This window comes from Burkholderia sp. BCC1977 (assembly GCF_905339595.1).
GTDB lineage: Bacteria > Pseudomonadota > Gammaproteobacteria > Burkholderiales > Burkholderiaceae > Burkholderia.
The window spans coordinates 63,644-90,249 of sequence record NZ_CAJPGQ010000024.1 but is presented as its reverse complement, the minus strand read 5'-3'; the positions used below and the strand labels follow the sequence as shown (position 1 = coordinate 90,249).

The following is a 26,606-nucleotide window of genomic DNA, read 5'->3' as shown; positions in this document are numbered from 1 at the left end:
GCGGGCTACACGCGCTGCAGGTCGCGCAGGAAGTTGTCGCGCCACACCGACACGTTGTTCTCGCGCAGCTGCGCGATCATGTCCGCATAACGCGCGCGCCGCTCCGCGAGCGGCATCGTCAGCGCCTGCGACAGCGCATCGGCCATCCCGTCGATGTCGATCGGATTGACGATCAGCGCGCCCGTCAGCTCGCGCGCAGCCCCCGCGAAGCGCGACAGCACGAGCACGCCCGGATCGTCCGGATTCTGCGCGGACACGTACTCCTTCGCGACGAGGTTCATCCCGTCGCGCAGCGGCGTCACGAAGCCCACGCGCGCGAGGCGATACAGCGCAGCCAGCACCTGCCGGTCGTACTGGCGGTGAATGTAGAGGATCGGCGCCCAGTCGAGCTCCGCGTAGCGGCCGTTGATGCGCCCCGACTCCGCTTCGAGCTGCAGGCGGATGTCCTGGTACGCGCGCAGGTCGGCGCGCGTCGACGGCGCGATCTGCAGGAACGACACGCGGTTGCGGATCGACGTCTGGTGCTCCAGCAGCTTCTCGAACGCGCGGAACCGCTCGACGAGCCCCTTCGAATAATCGAGCCGGTCGACGCTCATGATCAGCTGGCGCCCGCGCAGCGACGTGGCCATGCGCGCGGCCTTGCCGTTCTCGCCGGCCTGCGCGAGCGACGCGATCTCGTCCGGATACACGCCGATCGGATAGGCGGCCGCGCGCAGCGTGTTGCCGAACGCGCTCACGCGCACCGTGTGCCCTTCGCGCGCCACTTCGCCGCCGGCCTCGAACTCGATGTAGTCGCAGAACGCGCGCAGGTCCGGCTCGGTCTGGAAGCCGAGCAGGTCGAACGCGCACAGCGACTCGACGAGCTCGCGATGCGGCGGCACATTGACGAGCACCTGCGCGGCCGGAAACGGGATGTGCAGGAAAAAACCGATGCGGTTCTTCACGCCGGCCGCACGCAGCGCACGCGCGAACGGGATCAGGTGATAGTCGTGCACCCAGATCACGTCGTCGTCCTGCAGCAGCGGCACGAGCTGCTGCGCGAGCCAGACGTTCACGCGGCTGTAGCCGTCGAACTCGTGACGGTCGTACTGGATCAGGTCCGCGCGGTAATGGAACGCGGGCCACAGTGTCGCGTTCGAGAAACCGCGGTAGTACTGGTCGTAATCGCGGCGCGACAGCCCGACGGTCGCGAACGTCACGGGCCCGCGCTCCTCGATGCGGATCTGCGGCGCGCCGGACGCGACCACCTCGCCGCTCCAGCCGAACCACATGCCGCCCGTCTCCTTCAGCGCATCGTAGACGCCGATCGCGAGGCCGCCCGCCGCCGGCTCGCCTTCCGAAATCGGGGCGACGCGGTTCGAAACGATGATGAGTCGGCTCATGCGCCCGGCTGCTCCGCGCCAAGCCAGCGGGCGATCTGCGCGTGCAGCGCGTCGACCGAGTCGAGCCGCGTGCGGGCCGACGTCTCGCCCGCGCCGACCTTGATCGACAGGCCGCCGCGCGCGTTGACCACCGCGAAGCCCTTCTCGTCGGTCAGGTCGTCGCCCGCGAACAGCGGCACGCGGCCCGCGAACGGCGGCTCGTCGAGAAATGCGGCCAGCGCACGCCCCTTGTCGACGCCCTTCGGCTTGATCTCGAACACCATCTTGCCGGGCTGCAGCACGTACGCATCCGCATACTCGGCGACGAGACGCTCGGCCGCAACGCGCGCGACCGGCTCGCGCTCGGGCGCATTGCGGTAGTGCAGCGCGACGGCCGCGCCCTTGATTTCGAGCAGCATGCCCGGATGACGATCGACGACGGCCGCGAGCTCGCGCTCGATGCGCAGCAGCCGTTCGTCGTTGAAGCCGATGCGCTGCGTGTCGCCGTTCGCATCGCGACGCTCGGCGCCGTGCAGGCCCGCGATCGGCAGGCCCGGCATGTTCAGGAACGAGTCGAGGTTGTCGATGCCGCGACCCGACACGATGGCGACCGCACCGTGCGAGCGGCGCCGCAGTTCATCGAGCAGCGTCAGCAGCGACGGCGGCACGTGAATGCTGTCGGGCGTCGGCGCCAGCTCGACGAGCGTGCCGTCGAAGTCGAAAAAGAACGCGGTATCGGTCAGGGACAGGGAAGCCGGAACGGATTGCATCGATTCGATAGTCTGAGGAGCGGCCTGCAAACGCGGGGCCGCCGCTGCGAGAATGGAATTGTGCGCATCTTACCGCGCCTGCGTATCGAGTTGGGCGAAACCGGTGCAGGGCAAGCCTCGCGCCACCCCGTGCGTCAACTGCGACATATTGCCCCGCTCGCCCGTGCCGTACCGGTTTCGAAAGGACGCGGGCGCGGGAATTGCGCTACAGTCGGCAACCGTCGGACGGCGCGACGCATGGCGCCGCGCCGTCCGACGACCGTTCCGTCCGATCGAGCCCCAGGATGTCGCCTGCCCGTCCCGCGCCGCACCGGCGCTTCTTCAGCCTCACCCGCTTCGTCCGCACGGCCGCGGCGCTGACCGCCGCCGTCGCGCTCGCCGCCTGCACGCACGACGAGCCGAACTGGCACCTGACCAACGTCTCGGGCCACCTGCCCGACCTGTCGTTCACGCTCACCGGCGGCGACGGCCACCCGGTCGACGCGAATGCGTTTCGCGGCCGCGTCGCGCTCGTCTACTTCGGCTATACGCACTGTCCGGACGTCTGCCCCGAAACGATGGCGCGGCTGATGGAAGTGCTGGCGAAGCTCGGCCCCCAGGCGAACGACGTGCGCATCCTGTTCGTCTCGGTCGATCCCGCGCGCGACACGCCGCAGGCGATGCAATCGTACGTCGCCGCGTTCGATGCGGCGCACGCACGCGGCCTGACCGGCACCGACGGCCAGATCGAATCGCTCGCGAAACGCTATCGCGTCGCGTACCAGATGGAACAACGCGATCCGTCCGGCGGCTACGAAGTCACGCACAGCTCGGCCGTGTACATCTTCGACGCGAACGGCCGCGCACGCCTGCTCGCGACCGACCGCGATTCGCCCGACGCCATCGCCGCCGATGTGCGCCGGATCATCGACACCGCCTCCACCCCCTCCTGAATTCCGAACTCCGACATGAAGACGACCCTCAAGACGTTCGCCCTCCTCGCCGCGCTGTGCACCGGCGCGCACGCCTACGCCGCCGGCGCGATCACCGCGCAGAATGCGTGGGTGCGCTGGCTGCCGAACCAGCTGCCCGCGGGCGGCTACGTGACGCTCGTCAACACGGGCGACAAGCCGGTCGATCTGGTCGACGTCGACAGCCCCGACTACGGGATGGCGATGCTGCACCAGTCCGTGTCGAACGGCTCGACGCAGAAGATGGAAATGGTCGACAAGCTGACGATCCCCGCGCGCGGCAAGGTCGACATCGCGCCGGGCGGCTATCACTTCATGCTCGAGGAACCGAAGCACGCGATCAAGCCCGGCGACACCGTGCGCCTGCGCCTGAAGTTCTCCGACGGCGAGACGGTCGACACGCCGTTCGCCGTGAAGTCGCCGGCCCAGGCAAAGTGATGCGCGCGCGATGAACGTCCTGTACTGGCTCGATCCGTGGGAACCGTCGCCGACCGTGGTCATCGCGGTGCTGACGGCCGCCGTGCTGTTCGCGCGCGGCGTGAAGAAGGCGAAGGTGTCGCCGCTGCGGCAGTTCTCGTTCTGGCTCGGGCTGACGGCGCTCTACGTCGCGCTGCATACGCGGCTCGACTACTTCTTCGAGCACGAATTCTTCTTGCACCGCGCGCAGCACCTCGTGCTGCATCACCTCGGGCCGTTCTTCATCGCGCTGGCCTATCCGGGCGCGGCGATCCGCGCGGGCATTCCGTTTCGCTGGCGGCAGCGCTTCGTGCGCCCCGCGCTCGCGTGGGCACCCGTGCGCGCGACGCTCGACGTGGTGTTCCATCCGGTCGTCGCGGTCGTGCTGTTCGTCGGGCTGATCTATTTCTGGCTGCTGTCGCCGATCCACTTCATCGCGATGCTCGACTGGCGCCTGTATCGCGTGATGAACTGGAGCATGGTGATCGACGGGCTGCTGTTCTGGTGGCTCGTCGTCGATCCGCGTCCCGCGCCGCCCGCGCGGCTGTCGCCGGGTCGCCGGATCCTGATCGTCGTCGCGGCGATCCCGCCGCAGATCGCGCTCGGCGCGCTGATCTTCTTCACGCCGCACGAGCTGTATCCGATCTACTCGATCTGCGGACGCGCATTCACGTGGCTCAGCCCGCTGCGCGACCAGCAGATCGGCGGCCTGCTGTTGTGGATTCCGGGTTCGATGATGAGCGTGATCGGCGCGCTGATCGCGCTGCGGCACTGGCTGCGGCTGTCGGCACGCGGCCGCCTGATCGACGAGCGAGCCGCCGCCCGGCACGCAGAGCGTCAGCCGGTGACGCGCGCCGCCCACTGACGGCGCGCCGCGCGCGCGTCAGCCGCGCGCGCTGGTCATCCACACGTGCGGGATGCCGTCCTCGTCGTGCACGTCCGAGCTTGGCGTGAAACCGAACGCCCCATAGAAGCGCTGCAGGTGCGCCTGCGCATGCAGGCTCACCTGCGCATCCGGCCACTGCGCGCGGATGTGCTCGATCGCGCGCGAAATCAGCGCGTTGCCGAGGCCCGCGCCGCGAAACGGCGCGGTCGTCAGCACGCGGCCGATGCGCACGTCGGTGTGCTGCGCATCCGGCAGCAGCACGCGCAGGTAGCCGGCGAGGCGGCCCGCGGGATCGTAGGCGGCCAGGTGCCACGCGGCCTGGTCCGCATCGTCGATGTCGCGATACACGCAGTTCTGCTCGACGACGAACACGGCGCTGCGCGCGTCGAGGATCGAATAGACTTCACGCGCCGTCAGCGCGTCGAAGGATTTCCAGCGCCAGTCGAGATCGTCGGCGTGCAGGGATGCGGCAGGTGCGGAAGCGTTCATGGTCGGTCCTGAGTCGGGCGCGCCGGCCGGCGCGCGGCAACCGTCGATTATGCCTCGAAGCGCACGCGGCACGCGACCGCCCTTCCGTTGTCACGTGCATGAAAAAAGGCCCCGCATCGCGCGGGGCCTGTCCGTCATGCCGGCATTTGACCGAAGCGGCCGCCGTTGAAATCGTCGATCGCAGTCCGGATTTCCTCTTGCGAGTTCATCACGAACGGCCCGTACCCGACGACCGGCTCATCGATCGGCTCGCCGCTCAGGATCAGCAGCTTGGCGTCGCCGTTCGCTTCGAGCTCGACATCGCGGCCGTCGCGGCTCAGTTGCACGAACTGCGCTTCGCGGGCGACCGTCTCGCCGTTCACCAGCAACGTACCGCTCAGCACGACCACCGCGAGCGTCCGCCCTTCGGCGATCGGGAACCGCACACGGCCGCCGGCTGCGAGCCGCACGTCCCATACGTCGATCGGCGTATGCGTGCGGGCCGGGCCGCGCCGCCCGTCGAACTCGCCCGCGATGATCCGTGCACGACCTGCGCCGTCCGGCAGCTCGACCACCGGGATGTCCGCGTCCAGAATCGTCTGGTAGCCGGGCGCACCCATCTTGTCGGCTGCAGGCAGGTTCACCCACAGCTGCACCATCTCGAGCGGACCGCCACGCTTCGTGAACGCTTCCGAGTGGAATTCCTCGTGCAGGATCCCGCTCGCGGCCGTCATCCACTGCACGTCGCCCGGGCCGATCACGCCGCCCGCGCCGGTCGAGTCGCGGTGAGCGACTTCGCCGTCGTAGACGATCGTCACCGTTTCGAACCCGCGGTGCGGGTGCTGGCCCACTCCGCGCGGCGCCGAAGCCGACTCGAAGTTCGCGGGACCGGCATAGTCGAGCAGCAGGAACGGGCTCAGGTGGGTCCCGTGAGACTGATAGCTGAACATCGAACGCACCGGGAAACCGTCGCCGACCCAATGACCGCGCGGCGCACTGTAAACACCCTGGATCTTCTTCATTTGCCTTCTCCGAATTGCGGCGAAACACGTGTTTCGCATCCTGAGCAGGAATATAGAGGTGGAACGATCGATCCGGTAGACTGCCAAAATCGCACTCAGCGTTCTATTTCATGAACGATAACGAACGGGATCTGAACGATCTCTACTACTTCGTGCAGGTGGTCGAACACGGCGGCTTCGCGCCGGCCGGGCGCGCACTCAACATGCCGAAATCAAAGCTGAGCCGGCGTATCGCGCTGCTCGAGGCGCGGCTCGGGATGCGGCTGATCCAGCGGTCGACACGCCGCTTCACCGTCACCGACGTCGGCCAGACCTACTACGCGCATTGTCGCGCGATGCTCGTCGAAGCGGACGCCGCCGACGAAGCGATCGCGCTGCTGCACGAGGAGCCGCGCGGCATCGTGCGGGTCAGCTGCCCGGTCGTGCTGCTCGATTCGCTGGTCGGCAAGATGATCGCCGCGTTCATGGTCGCGTGCCCGCGCATCGAGATTCACCTGGAAGCGACCAACCGGCGCGTCGACGTGGTCGGCGAAGGGATCGACGTCGCGCTCCGCGTGCGCCCGCCGCCGCTCGAGGACAGCGATCTCGCGCTGCGCGTGCTGGCCGAACGCGGCCAGTGTCTCGTCGCGAGCCCCGCGTTGCTGCGCGAGCACGGCGTGCCGGCCGTCCCCGCCGACCTGACCCGCCTGCCGAGCCTCGATCACGGCGTGCCGCAGGCCGCGCACGTGTGGCGGCTGCGCGGCCCCGACGGCGCGCAGGCGGAAATCCACCACCAGCCGCGGCTTGTGACGGGCGGCATGCTCGCGCTGCGCGCGGCGGCCGTCGCGGGCGTCGGCGTCGTGCAGTTGCCGACGATGATGGTGCGCGACGAAGTCGCGCGCGGCGAACTGGCGACCGTGCTGTCGGACTGGACGCCGCGCCGCGAGATCGTGCATGCGGTGTTCGCGTCGCGGCGCGGGCTGCTGCCCGCGGTGCGCGCGCTGCTCGATTTCCTGGCCGAGCGGTTCGCCGAACTCGAACCCGATTGAGCGGCGGCGCGGCGCGTCCGGCACGGCACCCGCGAACCACGCGCTGCAAACAGGCCGCGCGTGCCGTAGACTGCGGGACGCGCATCGCGCTTTTCACGACGCCGCGGTTCGCAACCCCGCTGTTCACAACCCCGCGGTTCACAACCCTTTTCGCCTTTCAGCCATGTTCACGCTGTCCACCGACCCTCACGCCTCCAAGGCCGAACTCTATGCGACGCTCGTCGAGCAGGCACGCGCGCTCGTCGAATCGGAACGCGACCTGACCGCGAACGCCGCGAACTTCTCCGCGCTCGTCTATCACTCGCTCGACCGCCTGAACTGGGCCGGCTTCTATTTCTTCGACGGGACGGAACTCGTGGTCGGCCCGTTCCAGGGCAAGCCCGCGTGCGTGCGGATCGCACTCGGCAAGGGCGTGTGCGGCACGGCCGCGCAGACCCGCGAGACGCAGGTCGTGCGCGACGTGCATGCATTCCCCGGCCATATCGCCTGCGATGCCGCATCGGAATCGGAAATCGTCGTGCCGCTGGTGGCCGCCGACGGCACGCTGATCGGCGTGTGGGACGTCGACAGCCCCGTCGCCGCGCGTTTCGACGACGAGGACCGCAACGGGATGGAAGCGCTGTGCCGCGTGTTCGTCGAACACGCGTGGCAGAAGGCGCGCGGTTGAGCCGTGTGACGCTGCCGGTCGCGGCAGTGGCGACGACCGCCTGCTGATCGCGCCGCGCGACTGCAAATGAATCGGGCCCCATGTGACGGGGCCCGCTTTCATTGCGCCGCTGCGTGCGGCTCGCCGCGCGTCAGGCCACGTGCGTGCCGGAAAGCGCCACGAACGCCGGCGGCCTCACATCGTCCGACAGGATCTCGAAGCCCTGCTCCGTCACCACGACCATATGCTCCCATTGGGCGGACAGCGAATGGTCCTTCGTGACGACCGTCCAGCCGTCCGCCAGCACGCGCGTATCTCGCTTGCCCGCATTCAGCATCGGCTCGATCGTGAAGATCATCCCCGGCCGCAGCGGCACGCCGGTGCCCGGGCGGCCGTAGTGCAGCACCTGCGGCTCGTCGTGGTACACGTCGCCGATCCCGTGCCCGCAGTATTCGCGGACCACGCTGAATCCTTCGCGATGCGCGACCTGCTGGATCGCATAGCCGACGTCGCCGAGCGTCGCGCCGGGACGCACCGCGCGGATGCCCGCATGCATCGCCTCATAGGTCGTCGCGACGAGGCGCCGCGCCAGTTCGCCCGGCTCGCCGACGAAGTACATGCGGCTCGTGTCGCCGAACCAGCCGTCCTTGATCACCGCGATGTCGAGATTCACGATGTCGCCGTCGCGCATCGGCCGCGACGACGGAATGCCGTGACAGACCACGTGGTTGACCGACGTGCACAGGGTTTTCGGATAGCCGTGATAGCCGATGTTCGCCGGAATCGCGCCGAGTTCGTCGACGATGTATTCGCGGCAGCGCACGTCCAGTTCGTCGGTGGTGACGCCCGGCTTCACGTATTCGGCGATCATCGTCAGCACCTGGGACGCGAGCTTCGCGGCCTCGCGCGACTTGGCGATTTCCGCGGCACCGCGGATCGGGATTTCGCGTCTCGCCATTACGCCACCTGCTCGATGCCGTGGGCCACCGACTCCGTCGGACCGGCATCGCCGCCGCGTGCTTCGGTCTCGATCAGCATCCGGCAGATATCGCCGTAGGACAGCGACGGATTGAGTTCCGCCAGCATCCCGACGCGCAGCCAGTGCTCCGCCTGCGCATTGATCGAACGGCTCAGCGCGGTACTGGTCGAGCGCAGCCGTTCGTGCATGTGCTCGGATATCTTGATGATTCCCATATGTCTCTAATTAAACGAAATATAGCCGTTTCGTATATTACGCTCGACCTGACCGCCCGGCAAGCGCTCGGCCGCCGGCGAATCGCCGATCCGGGGCAGCAGGAATCTCGTTGACATCGAATTCCAACTTGCTGGAAAATAAATCCATCATGCGAGAATCGACCAGCGCCCCTGCCGACGACACCGGCATCAACGAACGCATCGCCCGGCGCGTGCGCGACCTGCGCACGCTACGAGGCTACACGCTCGATGCGCTCGCCGCGCGTTCCGGTGTCAGCCGTTCGATGATCTCGCTCATCGAGCGTGCGTCGGCGAGCCCGACGGCCGTCGTGCTCGACAAGCTCGCGGCGGGTCTCGGCGTGTCGCTGGCCGGGCTGTTCGGCGGCGACCGCGACGACGCGCCCGCGCAACCGCTGGTGCGGCGCGCGCAGCAGGCGGAATGGCGCGATCCGGCGTCCGGTTACGTGCGGCGCAATCTGTCGCCGCCCGGCTGGCCGTCGCCGATCCAGCTCGTCGAGGTCGATTTCCCGCCCGGCGCGCGTGTCGCGTACGACTCCGGCGGGCGCGAAAGCGCGCTGCATCAACAGGTGTGGGTCGTCCACGGGCGTGTCGACGTCACGTTCGGCGACCAGCTTCACGAACTTCACGAAGGCGACTGCCTGGCCATGCGCGTCGATCAGCCGCTGGTTTTCAGCAACCCGTCGTCGCACGTCGCGCGCTATGTCGTCGCGATCTGCGATGCCCACGCCGCCGCCGGCGCGCGGAGTATGTCATCCGTTCAAAGCCGACAGGCGCAGGAGCCCGTATGAATTCCCCGAAACCGCGCGACGACGTGCGCCTGATCGATTGCAGCGAGGCCGAGCATGCCGCGGCCATCCTCGACATCCTGAACGATGCGATCGTGAACTCGACCGCGCTGTACGACTACCGGCCGCGCCCGCCGGAAGCGATGGTGACGTGGTTCGCGGCGAAGCGCGCGGGCGGTTTTCCGGTCGTCGGCGCGGTGGACGAATCCGGCACGCTGGTCGGCTTCGCGAGCTGGGGCACGTTCCGCGCGTTCCCCGCGTACAAGTACACGGTCGAACACAGCGTCTACGTCCACCGCGACCATCGCGGCCGCGGGCTCGGCGAGCTGCTGCTGCGCGAGTTGATCCGGCGTGCGGGCGAAGCTGAAGTACACGTGCTGGTCGGCTGCATCGACGCGACCAACGGCGGCAGCGTCGCGCTGCACACGCGCCTCGGCTTCGTGCACTCGGGCACGATCACCGAAGCGGGTTTCAAGTTCGGCCGCTGGCTCGATGCGGCGTTCTATCAGTTGAAACTCGACACGCCGGCGCAGCCGGTCGATGGCTGATCGAGATCGCGCAGGCCAATCCCTCGCCGTTCGGGCAGCATGAACCGTCTCACCGCCTCGACGGCCGCGCCTGCGCCACGCACCGCCCTCTCCAAGATCGGACAAGGTGGCGTCACGAGCAGTACGTTCGCAGGGTGACTTCTGCTCTATGGTTCTCGGTCAGCAACCTTCCGAGAATGTGCGCAGCGGCATGACCGCATCCCGCGGTCAACCGTTGCATTCGCCACATTCAACGAAGGAGAACGACCATGTACCAGCCCCAGGATATCGCACCCAAAACGATCATCGGGTGGGCGGAAGGCGCGCTTGTCGAAAGAAGCAAGCCCACGCAATACCGCCAGACGCCCGAGCCCGTGGATTACTTTCTCGAAAAAGGCGGCTGGGAGACCGTACTGAAACTCTGGCTGTCCAGCAAATTTCGCGCGCTACCCGGCAATCCGACCGTGGAGTGCGAACAGGCGATCTATCAGGATCCGCGCCAAGACGTCGACATCCTGATCCGCCCGGTGCTCGGCAAGGTGATCTGCATCGAACTGAAGGCGGAGTCCCTCTTCCACTCCGCACTGCAAGGGCGACAAACCGTACCTCATAAATTTTTCGACGAAGTCGCCGACGACATCGTGAAGCTCCATTCGGTGAAGCAGCAGTATGCCGACGCGATCAAGATGGTCATCGCGGTTTGCTTCAGCGTCGAAGCGGCACAGTCGATGCGCAATCGCGATTTCGAGGAAGACACCGTCATGCTGGGCGAGGGTACGGATAGCTGGCCGGTCACGATCTTCTGGCGCGTGATCTGAGTGGTGCCAGCCAATCGAACTTCCAGGACGAGCCGCGAAAAAGAAAAGCCCCGCCGAAGCGGGGCTTTTTCTCGTGCTACCTGGAGGCGCGAGCCGGAGTCGAACCGGCCTAAACGGCTTTGCAGGCCGCTGCATAACCGCTTTGCTATCGCGCCAAAAGCGGACTGTCCGGATGCCGTGAAGGCAAGCGACAGATTTTTTATTCGAGGACCGTCGGTCCGTCAAATAAAAAGGGAAGCGTGGCTTCCCCATGACTTGGAGCGGGAGACGAGTCTCGAACTCGCGACCTCAACCTTGGCAAGGTTGCGCTCTACCAACTGAGCTACTCCCGCATTGTCCTGCACCTGCAGCGCTTTGCCGTACAACACGCTGCCAGAAAAATCTGGAGCGGGAGACGAGTCTCGAACTCGCGACCTCAACCTTGGCAAGGTTGCGCTCTACCAACTGAGCTACTCCCGCATGTGTCTTGCATCTGCAGCGCTTTGCCGTACAACACGCTGCCAGAAAAAATCTGGAGCGGGAGACGAGTCTCGAACTCGCGACCTCAACCTTGGCAAGGTTGCGCTCTACCAACTGAGCTACTCCCGCGTATTGCTGCGCTACTGCTTCCCCGTCACACACTTACTTCGTCGTGCAGCGGAGAAGCGAGATTATGTCGAAGGCACATTCGTGTGTCAAGGGCTTTTCCAGCCCTTTTTCCAAAAACCTGCGCAACCGACCGTGCGGGGCCGATCACGCGCCGCCGCGCTCGCGAATCTGCGGCCACGCGAGCTTCATGTAGTACAGCATCGACCAGATCGTCAGCACTGCCGCCAGGTACATCAGCCACTCGCCCCACACGCGCGTGTCGATCGTCGCGATGCCGAGCGGTAGCGGGCCGTAGTACAGCAACATCGGGATCGCGACCATCTGGCACGCGGTCTTGAACTTGCCGAGCTGGTTCACCGCGACGCTCTTCGACGCGCCGATCTGTGCCATCCATTCGCGCAGCGCCGAGATCGCGATCTCGCGACCGACGATCACGAGCGCGATCGCCGCATCGACCCGCGAAATCTGCACGAGGATCAGCAGCGCGGCCGTCACCATCAGCTTGTCCGCGACCGGATCGAGGAACGCGCCGAACGACGACGTCTGGTTCCACTTGCGGGCGAGAAACCCGTCGAACCAGTCGGTCAGCGCGGCGAGGATGAAGATCGCCGCTGCCGCGAGGTTGCGGTGCGCGCCGCCCATCACCGTGTCCGGCAGATAGAACACGCCGACGACGAGCGGAATCAGCACGATCCGTACCCACGTCAGGAAAATCGGGAAATTGAACGGCATGGCATGCGGGTCAGTAAAGGATTCGCAATTGTGCCGTGTCGACCGGCCTGCCACAAGAACGCGAGAACGCGAGATCGCGGGCAGGCGCGGCCGGTCGCACGGCCGGATCAGTGAAGCTGCTTGTAGATCTGCTCGGCGAGCGCGTGCGAGATGCCTTCGACGCTCGCCAGTTCCTCGACGCTCGCCGCGACCACGCCGCGCAGCCCGCCGAACCGCGCGAGCAGCCGCTGCCGGCGTTTCGCGCCGACCCCTTCGAGTTCCTCGAGCCGCGAGGTCTGGCGCGCCTTCGCCCGCTTCGCGCGCATCCCGGTGATTGCAAAGCGGTGCGCCTCGTCGCGGATCTGCGCGACGAGCATCAGCGCCGCGCTCTCCTTGCCGAGTTCGAGCGGCGTGCGGGCGTCCGCGAACACGAGCGTCTCGAGGCCGACCTTGCGCCCCTCGCCCTTCGCGACGCCGACCAGCATCGACGTATCGAGCCCCAGCTCGGTGAACACCTGGCGCGCGATCTCGACCTGCCCCTTGCCGCCGTCGATCAGCACGATGTTCGGCAGCAGGCTCGATGCCTCGGCCTGGCGCGTCGATTCGCCGTCGATGCCGGCCGCGTCGTCGGCGGCCGCCGCCTGCGCGGCCTGCTCGACCATCTTCTCGTAGCGGCGCGTCAGCACCTGCCGCATGGCCGCGTAATCGTCGCCCGGCGTAATGCCGGTGATGTTGTAGCGACGGTACTCGCCCGACTGCATCTTGTGATGGTGATAGACGACGCACGACGCCTGCGTCGCCTCGCCCATCGTGTGGCTGATGTCGAAACATTCGATCCGCAGCGTCGCGAGATCGTCGCTTTCGAAGCTGAGCGTCTCCGCCAGCGCGCGCGTGCGCGCCTGCTGCGAACCCTGCTCGGACAGCAGCCGTGCGAGCGCGATCTGCGCGTTCTGCTCGGCCATCGACAGCCACGCGCGCCGCTGCCCCTGCGGCTGCCGCACCAGCGATACCTTGTGACCGGCCTGCTCGGACAGCAGCTCGAGCAGGTCGCGGCTCGCGGGCGCATGGCTCACGACCAGCACCGGCGGCACGCGATTGCCGAGATAGTGCTGCGCGATGAACGCATCGAGCACCTCGGCCTCCACCGGCGCCCCCGCGTCACGCGCGGCGGCAGCTTCTTCCGCGGGCCGGTCGGGCAACGCCGCGGCGGCTTCGTCGGCAGCCTCCGCCACCTCGGCTTCGTCGCCGAGCCCGCCTTCGGCCAGCGTCAGCGCACTTTCGACGTGCGTCGGGAAATAGGCCTTGTCGCCAAGATGCCGGCCGCCGCGCACCATCGCCAGGTTCACGCATACACGCCCGCCCTGCGCGACCACCGCCAGGATGTCGACGTCGCTGTCGCTGCCGACCTCGATCGCCTGCTGGTGCAGGACCGTCGCGAGCGAGCTCATCTGATTGCGCACGGCGGCCGCCTGCTCGAACTTCAGTTCGGCCGCGAACGCGTGCATCTTCTGCTCGAGTTCCTTCATCACTTCCGACTGCCGGCCGAGCAGGAAGCGCGCGGCATTCGACACGTCGATCGCGTAGTCGTCCTCGGAAATCGCGCCGACGCACGGCGCCGTGCAGCGCCCGATCTGATGCAGCAGGCACGGCCGCGTGCGGTTGTTGAAGACCGAATCCTCGCAGGTGCGCAACTGGAACACGCGCTGCAGGATCTGGATGCTCTCGCGCACGGCCCACGCGCTCGGGAACGGCCCGAAATACTGGTTCTGCTTGTCGACCGAGCCGCGGTAGTAGGCCATGCGCGGAAAGCGGTGCGCGGTGAGCTTCAGGTACGGATACGACTTGTCGTCGCGAAACAGGATGTTGTAGCGCGGCGCGAGCGCCTTGATCAGGTTGTTCTCGAGCAGCAGCGCCTCGGCCTCCGAGCGCGTGACGGTCGTCTCGATGCGCGCGATGCGCGTGACCATCATCGCGATGCGCGGCGACAGCTGCGTCTTCGTGAAATAACTCGAGACGCGCTTCTTCAGGTCGCGCGCCTTGCCGACGTAAAGCACGGCGCCCGCCGCGTCGTAGTAGCGGTAGACGCCCGGCATGTGCGGCAACTGCGCGAGGATCTTCTTGGGTTCGAACGGGGTGTCGGCGGCTTCTGGGGATGTCATGCGTGATCCGGGTGCCTTGTGGCGCGGAACGGGTCCATTAGAATCGCCAGTTTAGAGCATTCAACGGCCCGCTTCGATGCCCCGCACCGCCCCCGCCTCCCCTTCGCCGCTTGCGCCCGACGAACCGATCGCGTGCGACCTGTTCTGCACCGTGATCGACAACTTCGGCGACATCGGCGTGTGCTGGCGCCTCGCCCGCCAGCTCGCGCACGAGCACGGCTGGCAGGTACGCCTCTTCATCGACGACCTGCGCACGTTTGCGCGGCTGCTGCCGGGGGTCGATCCCGATGCCGGACGGCAGACGCTCGACGGCATCGTGGTCGAACACTGGCATGCGGAAGTCGGCGACGCGCTGGAGATCGCCGACGTCGTGATCGAGGCATTCGCGTGCGAGCTGCCCGGCGCGTATCTCGCGGCGATGGCGCGCCGCGCGCGCCGCCCCGTGTGGATCAATCTCGAATACCTGAGCGCCGAGGACTGGGTCGCCGACTTCCATTTGCGGCCGTCGCCGCATCCGCGCTACCCGCTGCTGAAGACGTTCTTCTTCCCGGGCCTGTCGGCCGGCACGGGCGGCGTGCTGAAGGAGCGCGACCTCGACGCGCGCCGCACGGCCTTCGAAGCCGACGCGGCGGCGCGCGCCGCATGGTGGCGCCATGCGACCGGCGACACGCCGCCGGCGCCGGGCACGACCGTCGTCAGCCTGTTCGCGTATGAAAATCCGGCCGTCGACGCACTGCTCGCGCAGTGGCGCGACAGCCCGTCGCCCGTCGTCGCGCTCGTACCGGCCGGCCGCGTGTCGCCGGCCGTCGCCCGCTTCTTCGGGGTCGAATCGTTCGGCGCCGGCGCGCGCGCAACCCGCGGCAGCCTGACCGCGTACGGGCTCGCGTTCGTCCCGCAGGCCGACTACGACCCGCTGCTGTGGGTGGCCGACGTCAATTTCGTGCGCGGCGAGGATTCGTTCGTCCGCGCGCAGTGGGCGCGCAAGCCGTTCGTGTGGCACATCTACCCGCAGGCCGACGATGCGCACCTGCCGAAGCTCGACGCCGCGCTCGCGCACCTGTCGGCCGGCCTCGCCGATGCGCCGCGCGCGGCGCTCGAGCGCTTCTGGCATGCCTGGAACGGCACCGGCACGCCCGACTGGGCCGATTTGCTGCAACACCGTGCCGCGCTGGACGCCAACGCGGCATGCTGGGCCGATGCGCTGGCGGGCGTCGGCGATCTCGCCGGAAAGCTGGCGGAATACGCAAAATCTCAGTTAAAATAAGCGGTTATCCGACGGCTGACCACGCAAGCGCTCGCGTTTGGGGTTCTTGGCACCCACCGGAACGCCCCCCGCTTGCGCCGTCAGCCGTTGTGCAACGCTCAGGCACCTATTTATTTGATTGGATCAGGACAGTTTTTTATGAAGACCGCACAGGAACTCCGCGTAGGCAACGTCGTGCAGATCGGCAGCGACGCATGGGTCATCGCCAAGGCCGAATACAACAAGTCGGGCCGTAACTCCGCCGTCGTCAAGATGAAGATGAAGAACCTGCTGACGAACGCAGGCCAGGAATCGGTCTACAAGGCCGACGACAAGTTCGACGTCGTCGTGCTCGACCGCAAGGAAGTGACGTACTCGTACTTCGCCGATCCGATGTACGTGTTCATGGACGCCGACTACAACCAGTTCGAAGTCGAAGCGGAAATGATGGGCGAAGCGCTCAACTACCTCGAAGACGGCATGGCTTGCGAAGTCGTGTTCTACAACGAGAAGGCGATCTCGGTCGAACTGCCGACGGTCCTGGTGCGCGAGATCACCTACACGGAACCGGCCGTCAAGGGCGACACGTCGTCGGGCAAGGTGCTGAAGAACGCCAAGCTCGCAACGGGCTTCGAACTGCAAGTGCCGCTGTTCTGCAACACCGGCGACAAGATCGAAATCGATACGCGCACGAACGAATATCGCAGCCGCGCGTAATCGCCTGCGATTTCCGTATCGAACAAAGCGCCCTTCGGGGCGCTTTTTGTTTGCCTGCCGCCAACAGCACCGGTGCGTGGGCACCATGGGCAATACAAAATCCAGCACTAAAAGTATTCAATTTGTATCATCGGTAACTGTTTTATAGCGTGAAAGAAATAATGCACGTCAGGCGTTCAGCGGGGCATAAAATCAGTTTTTAATCTGACATGCGGCTGCGGCCGGCTCGATGGCCGACAGCCCGCCTCTCTTGACTCGACTCGCGTCCACCATGCCACACGCCCTGATTGTCGAAGACGATCCCAACAGTCTGTCCGGCCTGACCGCGCTGCTCGCCGCAGACGGCTTCTCGGTCGACACGGCCACGTCGCTCGCCGAGGCACGCACGGCGCTCGGCCGCTCGATTCCCGATGTCGTCCTCGTCGACCTGAACCTGCCGGACGGCAGCGGGTTCGACCTGCTCCAGCACCTGCCGCAGCATCAGCCGAACGGCTCGTTGCCGGTGATCGTGCTGACGGGCAACGCAACGGTCGAGAGCGCGATCGAAGGCCTGCGTCACGGCATCTGGGACTACCTGCTGAAGCCGATCAACATTCCGCGCCTGCGCAGCCTGCTGGCCCGGATTCCGCGTCCCTACGAACTGATCGACGAAGTGCGGACGCTGCGCGCGTCGCTGCGCCACCTCGGCCGTTTCGGCGCGCTGGTCGGCCGCAGCGAGGCGATGCAGCACGTGTACGACATGATCGAGCACAACGCGGGCACCGAAACGGCCGTGCTGTTCACGGGGGAAGCCGGCGCCGGCAAGAAGCTGGCCGCGCGCACGCTGCACGACCTGAGCCGGCGCCGCAAGGGGCCGTTCGTGTCGTTCGACTGCCGCACGATCGCGCAGGCCGGGCGTCACGGCGCGTCGCTCGACAGCGTGCTGTTCGGCCATGAACGCGGCGCGTTCGACGGCGCCGAGCGGCGCGAATCGGGCCTGTTCGAACAGGCCGGCGGCGGCACGCTGTTCCTCGACGAGATCACCGCCCTGCCGCTCGTGCTGCAGGAGGCGCTGCTGCATGCGCTCGACTCGCAGAATTTCATGCGGATCGGCGGCACGAGCTCGATCGCGAGCGACTTCCGGCTGATCGCGACCACGCGCCGCCCGGCCCGCGAGGCGGTCGCGAACGGCACGCTGCGCGAGGATCTGTGGCTGCGTCTCGATGCGGCATCGATCACGATGCCGCCGCTGCGCGAACGCGACGGCGATGCACTCGCCATCGCGGACGCGCTGATCGACGAACTCAACCGCGAAGCGCGCGCCACCGGCCGCAGCACGACCGACAAGCGCACGGCGCCGGGCTTCGTGCGCGAATGCGTGTCCTACGAATGGCCCGGCAACGTGCGCGAACTGCAGGAGCGTGTGCGCTTCGCCTACGACGCATCCGGCGATTTCATCGAAACGCTGCGCGCGGGCGAAGCGAGCTTCGCGGCCGGCGCCGCGCTGAACGGCAGCAGCGTGCAGATCAAGGTCGGCACGCCGCTGTCCGACGTCGAGGATCTGCTGATCCGCGCGACGCTCGACGCGGTCGGCGGCACGCGCCATCGCGCGGCGACGCTGCTCGGCATCAGCCCCAAGACGCTGTACAACAAGTTGCAGCGGATGAAGGTCAACTGAACGCGCCGCAGTTGTTCGGGGCGCCAGTTGGGGATGACGGTTAGTTGCGTAAAGACGTGCCGCCCCGCGCTTCGCCCCAATGAAAAAGCCGCGCAAGCGCGCGGCTTTTCGCTTTCGGCAACGGGACAGGCGGCCTCGCGCCGCCCTTCCCCGCTTACGCCAGCGCGCTGCTCAACAGCGCCTGCGCCTGCAGATACTCGGGTTGCCCGATCAGCTTGTCCCACTTGAACGGCTTGCCGCGCGCCCGCATCCGCTTGATGCGTCGCACCGACTCGGCCGACGCCTGCGCCTTCAGCCCGTTCAGCACGACCTCGGCCGCGTCCGGCTGGTTGCAGACAAGCACCATGTCGCAGCCGGCGGCGAGCGCCGCGTCGGCCGCCTGCGTGAGCGTGCCGCCTTCGCGTGCCGCCTCCATCGACAGGTCGTCGCTGAAAATGGCGCCCGTGAAGCCGAGCTGCCCGCGCAGGATGTCCTGCAGCCACACGCGCGAGAAGCCGGCCGGCCGCTTGTCGACCTGCGTGTAGATCACGTGCGCGGGAATCACCGCGGACAGCGACAGGCCGAGCCAGTCGTACGGCGCGACGTCCTGCTTGAGGATCGCGTCGAGCGGCCGGTCGTCGGTCGGCAGCGCGACGTGCGAATCGGCTTCCGCGAAGCCGTGCCCCGGGAAATGCTTGCCGCAGTTCGCCATGCCCGCGAGCGACAGCCCGTGGTTCAGGCTCTTCGCGAGCAGCGTGACGACGCGCGGGTCGCGATGGAACGCACGATCGCCGATCACCTTCGAGTGCCCGTAGTCGAGGTCGAGCACCGGTGTGAAACTCATGTCGATCCCGCATGCGCGCAGCTCGGCGGCCAGGATGTAGCCGACCGCGGTCGCGACCTTCGTTGCGAGCAGCACATCGCGGTCCCACAGTTCGCCGAGGCGGCGCATCGCCGGCAGCATGGTGAAGCCGTCGGTGCGGAACCGCTGCACGCGGCCGCCTTCGTGATCGACGGCGATCAGGATGTCCTCGCGCACCGCGCGGATCGAGTCGGTCAGCGCGGTCAGCTGCGCGCGGTTCTGGAAATGCCGCGCGAACAGGATCACGCCGCCGGTGTTCGGATGCGCAAGGCGCCGCGCGTCGTCGCGCGACAGGGCCGTGCCGACGACGTCGAGCATGACCGGGCCGGGAGTCGTTTTCATCGAATCGGGAAGTCCGTCAGGGAGTGGTTCGGGAAACAGGTGCGGGTGCAGGCGGCGGCGCGGCGTCGGTTTCTGCGACCACGAACGACACCGCGTAATCGCGCTCGTCGCTGACCGTCACGCGCGCCGTGATGCCGCGCGCGGCAAGCCAGTCGGCCAGCTCGCCCGACGCGACCACGTACGGTTCGCCGCTGCGCTGGTTGAGGGTCTGCAGCGCGCGCCACGTCATCGGCCAGTGCATGCCGAGCCCGATCGCCTTCGAGAACGCTTCCTTCGCGGAAAAGCGCGTCGCGAGAAACGCGATGCCGCGCGCCTCGGAGCGCGCGCGGCGCGCATGGAACACGCGCAGTTCGTCGGGGCCCAGCACCTTGTCGGCAAACCGGCCGCCCGTACGCTCGAGCACGGCCGCGATGCGGCTCACCTGGACGATGTCGGTGCCGATGCCGTAGATCGCCATGTCAGCGTCCGCCTTGATGCGTGGACGATGCCGGGTGGCGAGCGACGCGCGCGCACACGGAATGCATCATCAACGCGCGCCGCCGTGCAGTGCGGCGACCCGCGCGGCGACCATGATCGCCTTCATCTCGCGCACCGCGTTGTCCCAGCCGGCGAAGATCGCGTGCGCGACGATCGCGTGGCCGATGTTCAGTTCGACGATGCCGTCGATCGCGGCGATCTGCTGCACGTTCGTGTAATGCAGGCCGTGACCGGCGTTGACCTTCAGGCCCAGTTGCGCGCCGGCCTGCACGCCCGCGACGATGCGCTCGTATTCGCGCTGCTGCTCGGCTTCGTCGTGCGCCTCGGCGTAGCGGCCCGTGTGCAGCTCGACCACCGGCGCGCCGGCTTCGTGCGCGGCGCGGATCTGCGTTTCGTCCGGATCGATGAACAGCGATACACGCACGCCGGCGTCGGCGAGCTGCCTGCATGCCGCACGCACGGCCTCGAAGCGGCCGGCGACATCGAGACCGCCTTCGGTCGTCAGTTCCTCGCGCTTCTCCGGCACGAGGCATGCGTCGTGCGGACGCACTTCGCATGCGATATCGAGCATCTCGGCCGTCACCGCGCATTCGAGGTTCATCCGCGTCTTCAGCAGCGGGCGCAGCGTGCGCACGTCGGCGTCGACGATGTGGCGGCGGTCCTCGCGCAGGTGCAGCGTGATCGCGTCCGCACCGGCCTCTTCGGCCGCGAGCGCCGCGCGGATCGGATCGGGATAGGTCGTGCCGCGTGCGTTGCGCAGCGTCGCGACGTGGTCGATGTTCACGCCGAGGTCGATGGCGGTGGGCGTTGTCAGGAAGAAGCTCATAGGTTTTGCAGGTCGATCAGGATCTGACGCGTGGCAAGCGGCGTACCGCCGAGATAGGTGTTCAGCAGGAAGCGCATCAGCGTCTTGCTTTGCGCGACCGTCTGGGCTCGATGGTAATCGTCCTGCTCCATGTCGAGCAATGTCTGTCCGGTAATCACCGGCCAGTGCGACGGTACGTCGTCGTCCGCGTTGCGCACGCCTCGCTCGGGATCGAACACGTAGCGACGATCGGGTTCGACCGCCCGGCGCGCGACCGTGCGGTTCAGCGCCATCGCATAGCCGGTCTCGCGCAGCAGCACGCGCTCGAACGAGCGCAGCACCTGCACCGCGGGTTCGCCGTGCGCGAGGCGCGTGAGGGTCAGCACGTAATGATTGAAGAGCGGCGGCTGGGGATCCTCGCGCGCGCAGAATTTCACGAGCAGCTCGTTCGCGTAGAAGCCGCACAGCAGGCCGTCGCCGCCGAGCGGCAGCATCCCGCCCACCCACTCGGCGCCCGTCAGCGTGCGCACTTCGGATTTGCCCGACCAGGACAGCAGCAGCGGCTGGAATGTCTGCAGCACGCCGCGCAGCGCGGAGTGCGGGCGCTTCGCGCCCTTCGCGACGAGCGCGAGCCGGCCGTGATCGCGCGTGAGCACGTCGATGATCAGGCTCGTTTCCCGGTACGGATAGCTGTGCAGCACGAACGCCGGCTGCTCGGCGACGCGGAAATCGGACGTGCGAGACGTCGCACGCCGCGCCTTGCGACGCGGCGGTTCGGGCGGTGCCGGCAACGGCGCGTCGTTCGCGCCGGCGGTCACCGCGTCTTCGGTCGACGTCAGCGCGTCATTCGTACCCATAGGCGCGCAGCCCCGCCTCGTTGTCGGCCCAGCCGCTCTTCACCTTCACGAAGGTCTCGAGGTACACGGGGCCGTCGAACAGCTTCTCCATGTCCATCCGCGCCTCGGTGCTGATCTGCTTGAGCTTCTCGCCCTTCTTGCCGATCACCATCGCCTTGTGCGAATCGCGTTCGACGAGGATCGTCGCGAAGATGCGCTTCAGGCGCCCTTCCTCCTCGAACTTGTCGATCAGAACGGTGCTCGTGTACGGCAGTTCGTCGCCGGTCCAGCGGAACACCTTCTCGCGCAGGATTTCGGCCGCGAGGAAGCGCGAGCTGCGGTCGGTCAGCTCGTCCTCGCCGTAGATCGGCTCGCCTTCCGGCAGGTACGGCTTGATCGTGTCCAGCAGGCGCTTGATGTCTTCCGGCCGCTGCGCCGACAGCGGCACGAGTTCGGTGAATTCGCGCAACCCGCTCATCTGTTGCATGAACGGGAACAGCGTCGCCTTGTCGTTCACGCGGTCGATCTTGTTCGCGATCAGCAGCGTCGGCATGCCGGGCGGGATCAGGTCGAGCACCTTCTGGTCGTCGGGCCCGAAGCGGCCGGCCTCGATCACGAACAGGATCACGTCGACCGACGTGAGCGTCGACGTGACCGCGCGGTTCAGCGAGCGGTTCAGCGCGGTGCTGTGACGGGTCTGGAAACCCGGCGTGTCGACGAACACGAATTGCGCGTCGTCGAACGTGTTGATGCCGGTGATGCGATGGCGGGTCGTCTGCGCCTTGCGCGACGTGATGCTGATCTTCTGGCCGACGAGTGCGTTCATCAACGTCGACTTGCCGACGTTCGGGCGGCCCACGATCGCGATCATGCCGCAACGGAAACCGGTAGGAGCGGGAGTGTTCATATCGTTTGGGAGACAGGTTCGGAAACGGCCGCGCGGCGCGCGGCACGATCGATGGGCAATTCAGTGGTCGGCATCGGCCACGCGTGCCTGCGCGGCTGCGAGGCTTGCGCCGCCCTGCGGCGTCTCGGGGCCGGGCGCCGCGGTGTCGCGGGCGCGCGGCGTCGCACGCGAAGCGGCGTCCGAACCGGCAGCAGGCTTGTCGGCGGACGACACGGCCGGATCGGTCGCCTGGCCCGCCGGCTTGTCGGCTGCACGGGGTGCGCCTTCCGCGGGCTTGTCGGCGCGCTCGGCCGGCTTGTCCGCCGCGCGCGAGCCGGCTTCGTTGCGATCCGACGACTTCTCGGACGGCTTCTCGGACAGCTTCTCGGCAGATTTGTCGGCCGTCGGCTTCGCGGGCCGGTCGGCCTTGTCCGCCGCGGCTTCCACATGCGCCGCGCGAATCGCGGCCATCGGCGCCTGCGTCGGCCGGTCGGTCGGCTGCGCGCCGGCGTCGGTCGCGGCCGACGCGGCAGCGGCCGCCTTCGCGTCGCGTGCCGCCGCACGTTCCTTCCGTTCCGGGGAACGCAGGTCGAGCGCTTCCTGCACGCCCTTCACGCCCGGGACGATTTCAGGCTCGACATGCTTCGACCCGCGCGCATTCTTCGAACGCTTCGGCTTCGCGGCCAGCATCGGCGCGGCCGCCAGCACCTCGTCGAGCGCCTTCTTCGCGGCAGCCTGCTCGGCAGCCCGCCGGCTCGCGCCGGAGCCCGACACCTTCACGTCGAGCTTCGGCACCGTGCATTCGACCTCGAACTGCTGATTGTGCGCCGCACCATGAGTCGCGACGACCGTGTAGGTCGGCAGCGCGATCTTGTGCCCCTGCAGGTACTCCTGCAGCAACGTCTTCGCGTCCTTGCCGAGCGTGCGCGGATCGATGTGGTCGAGAATCGGGATATAGAGGCGCTTGATGACCCCTTGGGCGGCTTCGAAGCCGCCATCGAGGAACACCGCCCCGATGATGGCTTCGAATGCGTCCGCGAGGATCGACGGGCGGCGGAAGCCGCCGCTGCGCAACTCGCCCTCGCCCAGCCGCAGCCCATCCGAGATATTCAGGGCCTGAGCAATTTCATACAGCGACTGCTGCTTGACGAGGTTGGCGCGCACGCGCGACAGGTCGCCTTCGTCCAGTTTGCTGAAACGCTGGAACAAAAGGGCGGCCACCGCGCAATTCAGAACGGAATCGCCGAGAAACTCGAGCCGTTCGTTGTGCGTGGCACTGTGACTGCGATGGGTCAAAGCCTGGCGCAATAATTCCGCATTGCGAAATTCGTAGCGCAGCCGGCTTTCCAACTGGGATAGGGGCATGTGCAGGAGTATAACGCGGGCGCCGGTCGGGCCGAAACGGCACGGCCGGACGCGAAAAGGCGTGACGAGGCGGTGTTGCCGCCGGTTCTTAAAGTAGTTCGGCAATACGCAACGCGGCCCGTGCGTCGCGTATTGCGTGCGAGTCGAACGCGATCAGTTGAAGGAACCGATGCGCTTCAGGTCGCCGAAGTTCATCCAGATGAAGAACGCACGGCCGACGATGTTGTTGTCCGGCACAAAACCCCAGTAGCGGCTGTCCGCGCTGTTGTCGCGGTTGTCGCCCATCATGAAGTAGTGACCCGGCGGCACCTTGCAGATCACGCCGCGGCTGTTGTACGTGCAGTTGTCGCGATACGGATAGTCGTAGGCGCCCATCACGAACGGCGGCACGGCGGGATTGTTGAGGATCGCATTCTTCTTCGCGCCGATCGTTTCCTCGAACTGCTTCGCGTAGTTCTGGCGCTCGTCGTCGAAGAAATCCGGCAGCGGCGTTTCGGGCACCGGCTGGCCGTTGATCGTCAGTTGCTTGTCCTGGTAAGCGACCGTGTCGCCCGGCAGGCCGATCACGCGCTTGATGTAGTCGACCGACTCGTCCTTCGGATAACGGAACACGACGACGTCGCCGCGCGACAGCGGGCTGCCCTGCGTGAGCTTCGTGTTCGTGACCGGCAGGCGCAGCCCGTATTCGAACTTGTTGACGAGGATGAAGTCGCCGACCAGCAGCGTCGGCACCATCGAGCCCGACGGAATCTTGAACGGCTCGACGACGAACGAACGCACGACGAACACGGCCAGGATTACCGGGAAGAAGCTCGCGGTGTACTCGAGCCACCACGGCTGGCGCAGCTTTTCGTCGCGCAGCTTCGAACGCGTCTGCACCGCATTTTCGTCCGCGAAACGCTTGTCGATGCGCGACTGCTGGCGATCGAACGCCTCGATCGCCTCGTCGGCCGCCTTGCGTCGCCGCGGCAGGAACACCAGTTTGTCCAGCACCCACGCTACGCCCGTCACGACGACGAGCACAAAAAGAATCAGCGCAAAATTCATAAAAGGATCAGTCCTGTTATTTGTCTTCGACGCGCAAGATCGCGAGGAACGCTTCCTGCGGAATCTCGACCGAACCCACCTGCTTCATGCGTTTCTTACCTTCTTTCTGCTTCTCGAGCAGCTTCTTCTTTCGCGTGATGTCGCCGCCGTAGCACTTCGCGAGCACGTTCTTGCGCAGTGCCTTGATGTTCTCGCGCGCGACGATGTGCGCGCCGATCGCGGCCTGGATCGCCACGTCGTACATCTGGCGCGGGATGATCTCGCGCATCTTCGCGGCCACCTCGCGACCGCGGTATTGCGACTGCGACCGGTGCACGATGATCGACAGCGCGTCGACCTTGTCGCCGTTGATCAGCATGTCGACCTTCACGACGTCCGACGAACGGTATTCCTTGAACTCGTAGTCCATCGACGCATAGCCGCGCGACACCGACTTCAGGCGATCGAAGAAGTCGAGCACGATCTCGGCCATCGGGATTTCGTACGTGAGCTGCACCTGACGACCGTGATACTGCATGTTGATCTGCGAGCCGCGCTTCTGCTCGCACAGCGTGATCACGGAACCGACGTAGTCCTGCGGCATGTACAGGTTCACGGTGACGATCGGCTCGCGCACTTCGGCGATGCGGCCGGGCTCCGGCATCTTCGCCGGGTTCTCGACCATGATCGTCGAGCCGTCGCTCTGCACGACCTCGTAGACAACCGTCGGTGCGGTTGTGATGAGGTCCATGTCGAACTCGCGCTCGAGCCGCTCCTGCACGATTTCCATGTGCAGCAACCCGAGGAAGCCGCAGCGGAAACCGAAGCCGAGTGCCTGCGACACTTCCGGCTCGTACTGCAGCGACGCATCGTTGAGCTTCAGCTTCTCGAGCGATTCGCGCAGCGCGTCGTACTGGTTCGCCTCGACCGGATACAGCCCCGCGAACACCTGCGGCTTCACTTCCTTGAAGCCCGGCAGCGGCTCGGCGGCAGCCTTGGCCACATGCGTGACGGTATCGCCGACCTTCGCGGCCGTCAGTTCCTTGATGCCGGCGATGATGAAGCCGACCTGCCCTGCCGACAGCGAATCGAGATTGCGCGACTTCGGCGTGAACACGCCGACGTGCTCGACCGGATACTGCGCGCCGGTCGCCATCATCTTGATCTTGTCCTTCGGACGCAGCGTGCCGTTGACGATCCGCACGAGCATCACGACGCCGACGTAGTTGTCGAACCACGAGTCGATGATCAGCGCCTGCAGCGGCGCGGCCGGATCGCCCTTCGGCGGCGGCACCTTCGCGATCAGCGCTTCGAGCACGTCCTCGACGCCGAGACCCGTCTTCGCGCTGCAGCGCGTCGCGTCGGTCGCGTCGATGCCGATCACGTCCTCGATCTCCTCGATCGCGTTCTCGGGGTTCGCGGCCGGCAGGTCGATCTTGTTCAGCACCGGCACGACCTCGACGCCGAGCTCGATCGCCGTGTAGCAGTTCGCGACCGTCTGCGCCTCGACGCCCTGGCTCGCGTCGACCACGAGCAGCGCCCCTTCGCACGCGGACAGCGAACGGCTGACTTCGTACGAGAAGTCGACGTGCCCCGGCGTATCGATCAGGTTGAGGTTGTAGACCTTGCCGTCGCGGGCGCGATAGGACAATGCGGCCGTCTGCGCCTTGATCGTGATGCCGCGCTCGCGCTCGATATCCATCGAGTCGAGCACCTGCGCTTCCATTTCACGGTCGGCGAGGCCGCCGCATACCTGGATGATGCGATCCGCGAGCGTCGACTTGCCATGGTCGATGTGCGCGATGATCGAGAAATTGCGAATATGATCCATTCAGTGCCGATCAAGCGAAAAAGGCGCGCTCGACGACTGCGGAGCACGCCTTGTAAGTCGGTGAAAAAACGGCTTATTTTAGCCGAAAAGGCCTTTGCCGGGCGGTAATTTGGGACGCCCAGTCAGGGGCGACCGGTCAGGACGCCCCGCCGGAGGCGCTGGCGGGCGAGTCCACCGCCGGACGCCCCGC

General features: G+C 66.8%; 27 protein-coding genes and 4 tRNA genes. 11 read left to right on the top strand and 20 right to left on the bottom strand.

Going from position 1 to position 26,606, the window contains the following annotated elements; all coding sequences use genetic code 11:
- Positions 1 to 5: 5 nt before the first annotated feature.
- Together otsA and otsB are read right to left on the bottom strand one after the other, a co-directional pair.
- Positions 6 to 1,382 carry an alpha,alpha-trehalose-phosphate synthase (UDP-forming) gene (gene otsA, locus U5771_RS20610; RefSeq protein ID WP_322025677.1) on the bottom strand — a complete coding sequence of 459 codons (1,377 nt, stop codon included), beginning with the start codon at positions 1,380 to 1,382 and terminating at the stop codon, positions 6 to 8.
- Positions 1,379 to 2,131 (bottom strand): trehalose-phosphatase, encoded by a 753-nt coding sequence (gene otsB / locus U5771_RS20605; protein ID WP_322025676.1) that lies wholly within the window; start codon positions 2,129 to 2,131, stop codon positions 1,379 to 1,381. Before otsB ends, otsA begins: the two co-directional genes overlap by 4 nt.
- Positions 2,132 to 2,415: 284 nt before the next feature.
- On the opposite strand from otsB, the gene U5771_RS20600 reads away from it, so the two are divergent.
- The 3 genes from U5771_RS20600 to U5771_RS20590 are packed head-to-tail and all read left to right on the top strand — an operon-like array spanning position 2,416 to position 4,402.
- The gene (locus tag U5771_RS20600; protein ID WP_322025675.1) at positions 2,416 to 3,063 is read left to right on the top strand and encodes an SCO family protein; all 648 of its coding nucleotides are present in this window, start codon (positions 2,416 to 2,418) and stop codon (positions 3,061 to 3,063) included.
- A 15-nt stretch (positions 3,064 to 3,078) separates the two neighbouring features.
- Positions 3,079 to 3,519 carry a copper chaperone PCu(A)C gene (locus U5771_RS20595; RefSeq protein WP_322025674.1) on the top strand — a complete coding sequence of 147 codons (441 nt, stop codon included), beginning with the start codon at positions 3,079 to 3,081 and terminating at the stop codon, positions 3,517 to 3,519.
- A 10-nt stretch (positions 3,520 to 3,529) separates the two neighbouring features.
- Positions 3,530 to 4,402: a cytochrome c oxidase assembly protein gene (locus U5771_RS20590; protein WP_322025673.1), complete on the top strand. Its 873-nt coding sequence runs from the start codon at positions 3,530 to 3,532 to the stop codon at positions 4,400 to 4,402.
- An 18-nt stretch (positions 4,403 to 4,420) separates the two neighbouring features.
- Here the strand turns inward: U5771_RS20590 and U5771_RS20585 are convergent, their stop codons facing one another.
- Together U5771_RS20585 and U5771_RS20580 are read right to left on the bottom strand one after the other, a co-directional pair.
- The gene (locus U5771_RS20585; RefSeq protein WP_322025672.1) at positions 4,421 to 4,912 is read right to left on the bottom strand and encodes a GNAT family N-acetyltransferase; all 492 of its coding nucleotides are present in this window, start codon (positions 4,910 to 4,912) and stop codon (positions 4,421 to 4,423) included.
- Between the two features lie 134 nt (positions 4,913 to 5,046).
- Positions 5,047 to 5,913 carry a pirin family protein gene (locus U5771_RS20580; RefSeq protein WP_322025671.1) on the bottom strand — a complete coding sequence of 289 codons (867 nt, stop codon included), beginning with the start codon at positions 5,911 to 5,913 and terminating at the stop codon, positions 5,047 to 5,049.
- Positions 5,914 to 6,023: 110 nt separating this feature from the next.
- On the opposite strand from U5771_RS20580, the gene U5771_RS20575 reads away from it, so the two are divergent.
- Both U5771_RS20575 and U5771_RS20570 read left to right on the top strand, forming a co-directional pair.
- On the top strand, positions 6,024 to 6,941 hold the full coding sequence (locus U5771_RS20575; protein ID WP_322025670.1) for a LysR family transcriptional regulator: 918 nt from the start codon (positions 6,024 to 6,026) through the stop codon (positions 6,939 to 6,941).
- 163 nt (positions 6,942 to 7,104) lie between these two features.
- Positions 7,105 to 7,608 (top strand): GAF domain-containing protein, encoded by a 504-nt coding sequence (locus U5771_RS20570; protein WP_322025669.1) that lies wholly within the window; start codon positions 7,105 to 7,107, stop codon positions 7,606 to 7,608.
- A 130-nt stretch (positions 7,609 to 7,738) separates the two neighbouring features.
- Here the strand turns inward: U5771_RS20570 and map are convergent, their stop codons facing one another.
- Positions 7,739 to 8,545, bottom strand: coding sequence for a type I methionyl aminopeptidase (map, locus tag U5771_RS20565; protein WP_322025668.1), 807 nt, complete (start codon positions 8,543 to 8,545; stop codon positions 7,739 to 7,741).
- The gene (locus U5771_RS20560) at positions 8,545 to 8,781 is read right to left on the bottom strand and encodes a ParD-like family protein (protein WP_059523699.1); all 237 of its coding nucleotides are present in this window, start codon (positions 8,779 to 8,781) and stop codon (positions 8,545 to 8,547) included. The genes map and U5771_RS20560 overlap by 1 nt, the downstream gene beginning before the upstream one ends.
- Positions 8,782 to 8,930: 149 nt before the next feature.
- Here U5771_RS20560 and U5771_RS20555 point away from each other — a divergent pair, with 149 nt between their 5' ends.
- The 3 genes from U5771_RS20555 (at position 8,931) to U5771_RS20545 (ending at position 10,932) form a co-directional block, all read left to right on the top strand.
- Positions 8,931 to 9,590 carry a helix-turn-helix domain-containing protein gene (locus U5771_RS20555; RefSeq protein WP_322025667.1) on the top strand — a complete coding sequence of 220 codons (660 nt, stop codon included), beginning with the start codon at positions 8,931 to 8,933 and terminating at the stop codon, positions 9,588 to 9,590.
- Positions 9,587 to 10,135 carry an N-acetyltransferase family protein gene (locus tag U5771_RS20550; RefSeq protein WP_322025666.1) on the top strand — a complete coding sequence of 183 codons (549 nt, stop codon included), beginning with the start codon at positions 9,587 to 9,589 and terminating at the stop codon, positions 10,133 to 10,135. The genes U5771_RS20555 and U5771_RS20550 overlap by 4 nt, the downstream gene beginning before the upstream one ends.
- A gap of 248 nt (positions 10,136 to 10,383) precedes the next feature.
- Positions 10,384 to 10,932, top strand: coding sequence for a hypothetical protein (locus tag U5771_RS20545; protein ID WP_322025665.1), 549 nt, complete (start codon positions 10,384 to 10,386; stop codon positions 10,930 to 10,932).
- A gap of 81 nt (positions 10,933 to 11,013) precedes the next feature.
- Here the strand turns inward: U5771_RS20545 and U5771_RS20540 are convergent.
- From U5771_RS20540 to uvrC, 6 genes are all read right to left on the bottom strand, one after another.
- Positions 11,014 to 11,087, bottom strand: a tRNA-Cys gene (locus U5771_RS20540).
- 101 nt (positions 11,088 to 11,188) lie between these two features.
- A tRNA-Gly gene (locus tag U5771_RS20535) sits at positions 11,189 to 11,264 on the bottom strand.
- Between the two features lie 51 nt (positions 11,265 to 11,315).
- A tRNA-Gly gene (locus U5771_RS20530) sits at positions 11,316 to 11,391 on the bottom strand.
- A gap of 53 nt (positions 11,392 to 11,444) precedes the next feature.
- Positions 11,445 to 11,520 (bottom strand) — tRNA-Gly (locus U5771_RS20525).
- Positions 11,521 to 11,664: 144 nt separating this feature from the next.
- Positions 11,665 to 12,252 carry a CDP-diacylglycerol--glycerol-3-phosphate 3-phosphatidyltransferase gene (gene pgsA, locus U5771_RS20520; RefSeq protein ID WP_006757520.1) on the bottom strand — a complete coding sequence of 196 codons (588 nt, stop codon included), beginning with the start codon at positions 12,250 to 12,252 and terminating at the stop codon, positions 11,665 to 11,667.
- Between the two features lie 107 nt (positions 12,253 to 12,359).
- The gene (uvrC, locus tag U5771_RS20515) at positions 12,360 to 14,390 is read right to left on the bottom strand and encodes an excinuclease ABC subunit UvrC (protein WP_322025664.1); all 2,031 of its coding nucleotides are present in this window, start codon (positions 14,388 to 14,390) and stop codon (positions 12,360 to 12,362) included.
- Positions 14,391 to 14,466: 76 nt separating this feature from the next.
- On the opposite strand from uvrC, the gene earP reads away from it, so the two are divergent.
- From earP to U5771_RS20500, 3 genes are all read left to right on the top strand, one after another.
- Positions 14,467 to 15,654: an elongation factor P maturation arginine rhamnosyltransferase EarP gene (gene earP, locus U5771_RS20510; protein ID WP_322025663.1), complete on the top strand. Its 1,188-nt coding sequence runs from the start codon at positions 14,467 to 14,469 to the stop codon at positions 15,652 to 15,654.
- A 138-nt stretch (positions 15,655 to 15,792) separates the two neighbouring features.
- Positions 15,793 to 16,350: an elongation factor P gene (efp, locus tag U5771_RS20505; RefSeq protein WP_057928039.1), complete on the top strand. Its 558-nt coding sequence runs from the start codon at positions 15,793 to 15,795 to the stop codon at positions 16,348 to 16,350.
- Between the two features lie 271 nt (positions 16,351 to 16,621).
- Positions 16,622 to 18,007 (top strand): sigma-54 dependent transcriptional regulator, encoded by a 1,386-nt coding sequence (locus tag U5771_RS20500; RefSeq protein WP_322025662.1) that lies wholly within the window; start codon positions 16,622 to 16,624, stop codon positions 18,005 to 18,007.
- Positions 18,008 to 18,161: 154 nt separating this feature from the next.
- On the opposite strand, the gene nagZ is transcribed toward U5771_RS20500, so the two are convergent.
- The 8 genes from nagZ to lepA form a co-directional block, all read right to left on the bottom strand.
- The gene (gene nagZ / locus U5771_RS20495) at positions 18,162 to 19,190 is read right to left on the bottom strand and encodes a beta-N-acetylhexosaminidase (RefSeq protein WP_322025661.1); all 1,029 of its coding nucleotides are present in this window, start codon (positions 19,188 to 19,190) and stop codon (positions 18,162 to 18,164) included.
- 16 nt (positions 19,191 to 19,206) lie between these two features.
- On the bottom strand, positions 19,207 to 19,647 hold the full coding sequence (acpS, locus tag U5771_RS20490; protein ID WP_322025660.1) for a holo-ACP synthase: 441 nt from the start codon (positions 19,645 to 19,647) through the stop codon (positions 19,207 to 19,209).
- A 69-nt stretch (positions 19,648 to 19,716) separates the two neighbouring features.
- Entirely contained in the window at positions 19,717 to 20,493 is a 777-nt protein-coding gene (gene pdxJ / locus U5771_RS20485) for a pyridoxine 5'-phosphate synthase (protein WP_322025659.1), read from the bottom strand.
- On the bottom strand, positions 20,490 to 21,329 hold the full coding sequence (gene recO, locus U5771_RS20480) for a DNA repair protein RecO (RefSeq protein WP_014897645.1): 840 nt from the start codon (positions 21,327 to 21,329) through the stop codon (positions 20,490 to 20,492). The genes pdxJ and recO overlap by 4 nt, the downstream gene beginning before the upstream one ends.
- Positions 21,316 to 22,215 (bottom strand): GTPase Era, encoded by a 900-nt coding sequence (gene era, locus U5771_RS20475; protein WP_122944846.1) that lies wholly within the window; start codon positions 22,213 to 22,215, stop codon positions 21,316 to 21,318. The genes recO and era overlap by 14 nt, the downstream gene beginning before the upstream one ends.
- A gap of 60 nt (positions 22,216 to 22,275) precedes the next feature.
- Positions 22,276 to 23,559, bottom strand: coding sequence for a ribonuclease III (gene rnc, locus U5771_RS20470; protein ID WP_322025697.1), 1,284 nt, complete (start codon positions 23,557 to 23,559; stop codon positions 22,276 to 22,278).
- Between the two features lie 153 nt (positions 23,560 to 23,712).
- The gene (gene lepB / locus U5771_RS20465) at positions 23,713 to 24,606 is read right to left on the bottom strand and encodes a signal peptidase I (protein WP_322025658.1); all 894 of its coding nucleotides are present in this window, start codon (positions 24,604 to 24,606) and stop codon (positions 23,713 to 23,715) included.
- Between the two features lie 16 nt (positions 24,607 to 24,622).
- Positions 24,623 to 26,416, bottom strand: a complete 1,794-nt coding sequence (gene lepA, locus U5771_RS20460) for a translation elongation factor 4 (RefSeq protein WP_322025657.1) — start codon at positions 26,414 to 26,416, stop codon at positions 24,623 to 24,625.
- Between the last annotated feature and the right edge of the window lie 190 nt (positions 26,417 to 26,606).

Excerpts from the sequence above, each read along its gene's own strand:
- otsA (WP_322025677.1), bottom strand. The coding sequence starts at position 1,382 with ATGAGCCGACTCATCATCGTTTCGAACCGCGTCGCCCCGATTTCGGAA.
- otsB (WP_322025676.1), bottom strand. The coding sequence starts at position 2,131 with ATGCAATCCGTTCCGGCTTCCCTGTCCCTGACCGATACCGCGTTCTTT.
- U5771_RS20600 (WP_322025675.1), top strand. The coding sequence starts at position 2,416 with ATGTCGCCTGCCCGTCCCGCGCCGCACCGGCGCTTCTTCAGCCTCACC.
- U5771_RS20595 (WP_322025674.1), top strand. The coding sequence starts at position 3,079 with ATGAAGACGACCCTCAAGACGTTCGCCCTCCTCGCCGCGCTGTGCACC.
- U5771_RS20590 (WP_322025673.1), top strand. The coding sequence starts at position 3,530 with ATGAACGTCCTGTACTGGCTCGATCCGTGGGAACCGTCGCCGACCGTG.
- U5771_RS20585 (WP_322025672.1), bottom strand. The coding sequence starts at position 4,912 with ATGAACGCTTCCGCACCTGCCGCATCCCTGCACGCCGACGATCTCGAC.
- U5771_RS20580 (WP_322025671.1), bottom strand. The coding sequence starts at position 5,913 with ATGAAGAAGATCCAGGGTGTTTACAGTGCGCCGCGCGGTCATTGGGTC.
- U5771_RS20575 (WP_322025670.1), top strand. The coding sequence starts at position 6,024 with ATGAACGATAACGAACGGGATCTGAACGATCTCTACTACTTCGTGCAG.
- U5771_RS20570 (WP_322025669.1), top strand. The coding sequence starts at position 7,105 with ATGTTCACGCTGTCCACCGACCCTCACGCCTCCAAGGCCGAACTCTAT.
- map (WP_322025668.1), bottom strand. The coding sequence starts at position 8,545 with ATGGCGAGACGCGAAATCCCGATCCGCGGTGCCGCGGAAATCGCCAAG.
- U5771_RS20560 (WP_059523699.1), bottom strand. The coding sequence starts at position 8,781 with ATGGGAATCATCAAGATATCCGAGCACATGCACGAACGGCTGCGCTCG.
- U5771_RS20555 (WP_322025667.1), top strand. The coding sequence starts at position 8,931 with ATGCGAGAATCGACCAGCGCCCCTGCCGACGACACCGGCATCAACGAA.
- U5771_RS20550 (WP_322025666.1), top strand. The coding sequence starts at position 9,587 with ATGAATTCCCCGAAACCGCGCGACGACGTGCGCCTGATCGATTGCAGC.
- U5771_RS20545 (WP_322025665.1), top strand. The coding sequence starts at position 10,384 with ATGTACCAGCCCCAGGATATCGCACCCAAAACGATCATCGGGTGGGCG.
- pgsA (WP_006757520.1), bottom strand. The coding sequence starts at position 12,252 with ATGCCGTTCAATTTCCCGATTTTCCTGACGTGGGTACGGATCGTGCTG.
- uvrC (WP_322025664.1), bottom strand. The coding sequence starts at position 14,390 with ATGACATCCCCAGAAGCCGCCGACACCCCGTTCGAACCCAAGAAGATC.
- earP (WP_322025663.1), top strand. The coding sequence starts at position 14,467 with ATGCCCCGCACCGCCCCCGCCTCCCCTTCGCCGCTTGCGCCCGACGAA.
- efp (WP_057928039.1), top strand. The coding sequence starts at position 15,793 with ATGAAGACCGCACAGGAACTCCGCGTAGGCAACGTCGTGCAGATCGGC.
- U5771_RS20500 (WP_322025662.1), top strand. The coding sequence starts at position 16,622 with ATGCCACACGCCCTGATTGTCGAAGACGATCCCAACAGTCTGTCCGGC.
- nagZ (WP_322025661.1), bottom strand. The coding sequence starts at position 19,190 with ATGAAAACGACTCCCGGCCCGGTCATGCTCGACGTCGTCGGCACGGCC.
- acpS (WP_322025660.1), bottom strand. The coding sequence starts at position 19,647 with ATGGCGATCTACGGCATCGGCACCGACATCGTCCAGGTGAGCCGCATC.
- pdxJ (WP_322025659.1), bottom strand. The coding sequence starts at position 20,493 with ATGAGCTTCTTCCTGACAACGCCCACCGCCATCGACCTCGGCGTGAAC.
- recO (WP_014897645.1), bottom strand. The coding sequence starts at position 21,329 with ATGGGTACGAATGACGCGCTGACGTCGACCGAAGACGCGGTGACCGCC.
- era (WP_122944846.1), bottom strand. The coding sequence starts at position 22,215 with ATGAACACTCCCGCTCCTACCGGTTTCCGTTGCGGCATGATCGCGATC.
- rnc (WP_322025697.1), bottom strand. The coding sequence starts at position 23,559 with ATGCCCCTATCCCAGTTGGAAAGCCGGCTGCGCTACGAATTTCGCAAT.
- lepB (WP_322025658.1), bottom strand. The coding sequence starts at position 24,606 with ATGAATTTTGCGCTGATTCTTTTTGTGCTCGTCGTCGTGACGGGCGTA.
- lepA (WP_322025657.1), bottom strand. The coding sequence starts at position 26,416 with ATGGATCATATTCGCAATTTCTCGATCATCGCGCACATCGACCATGGC.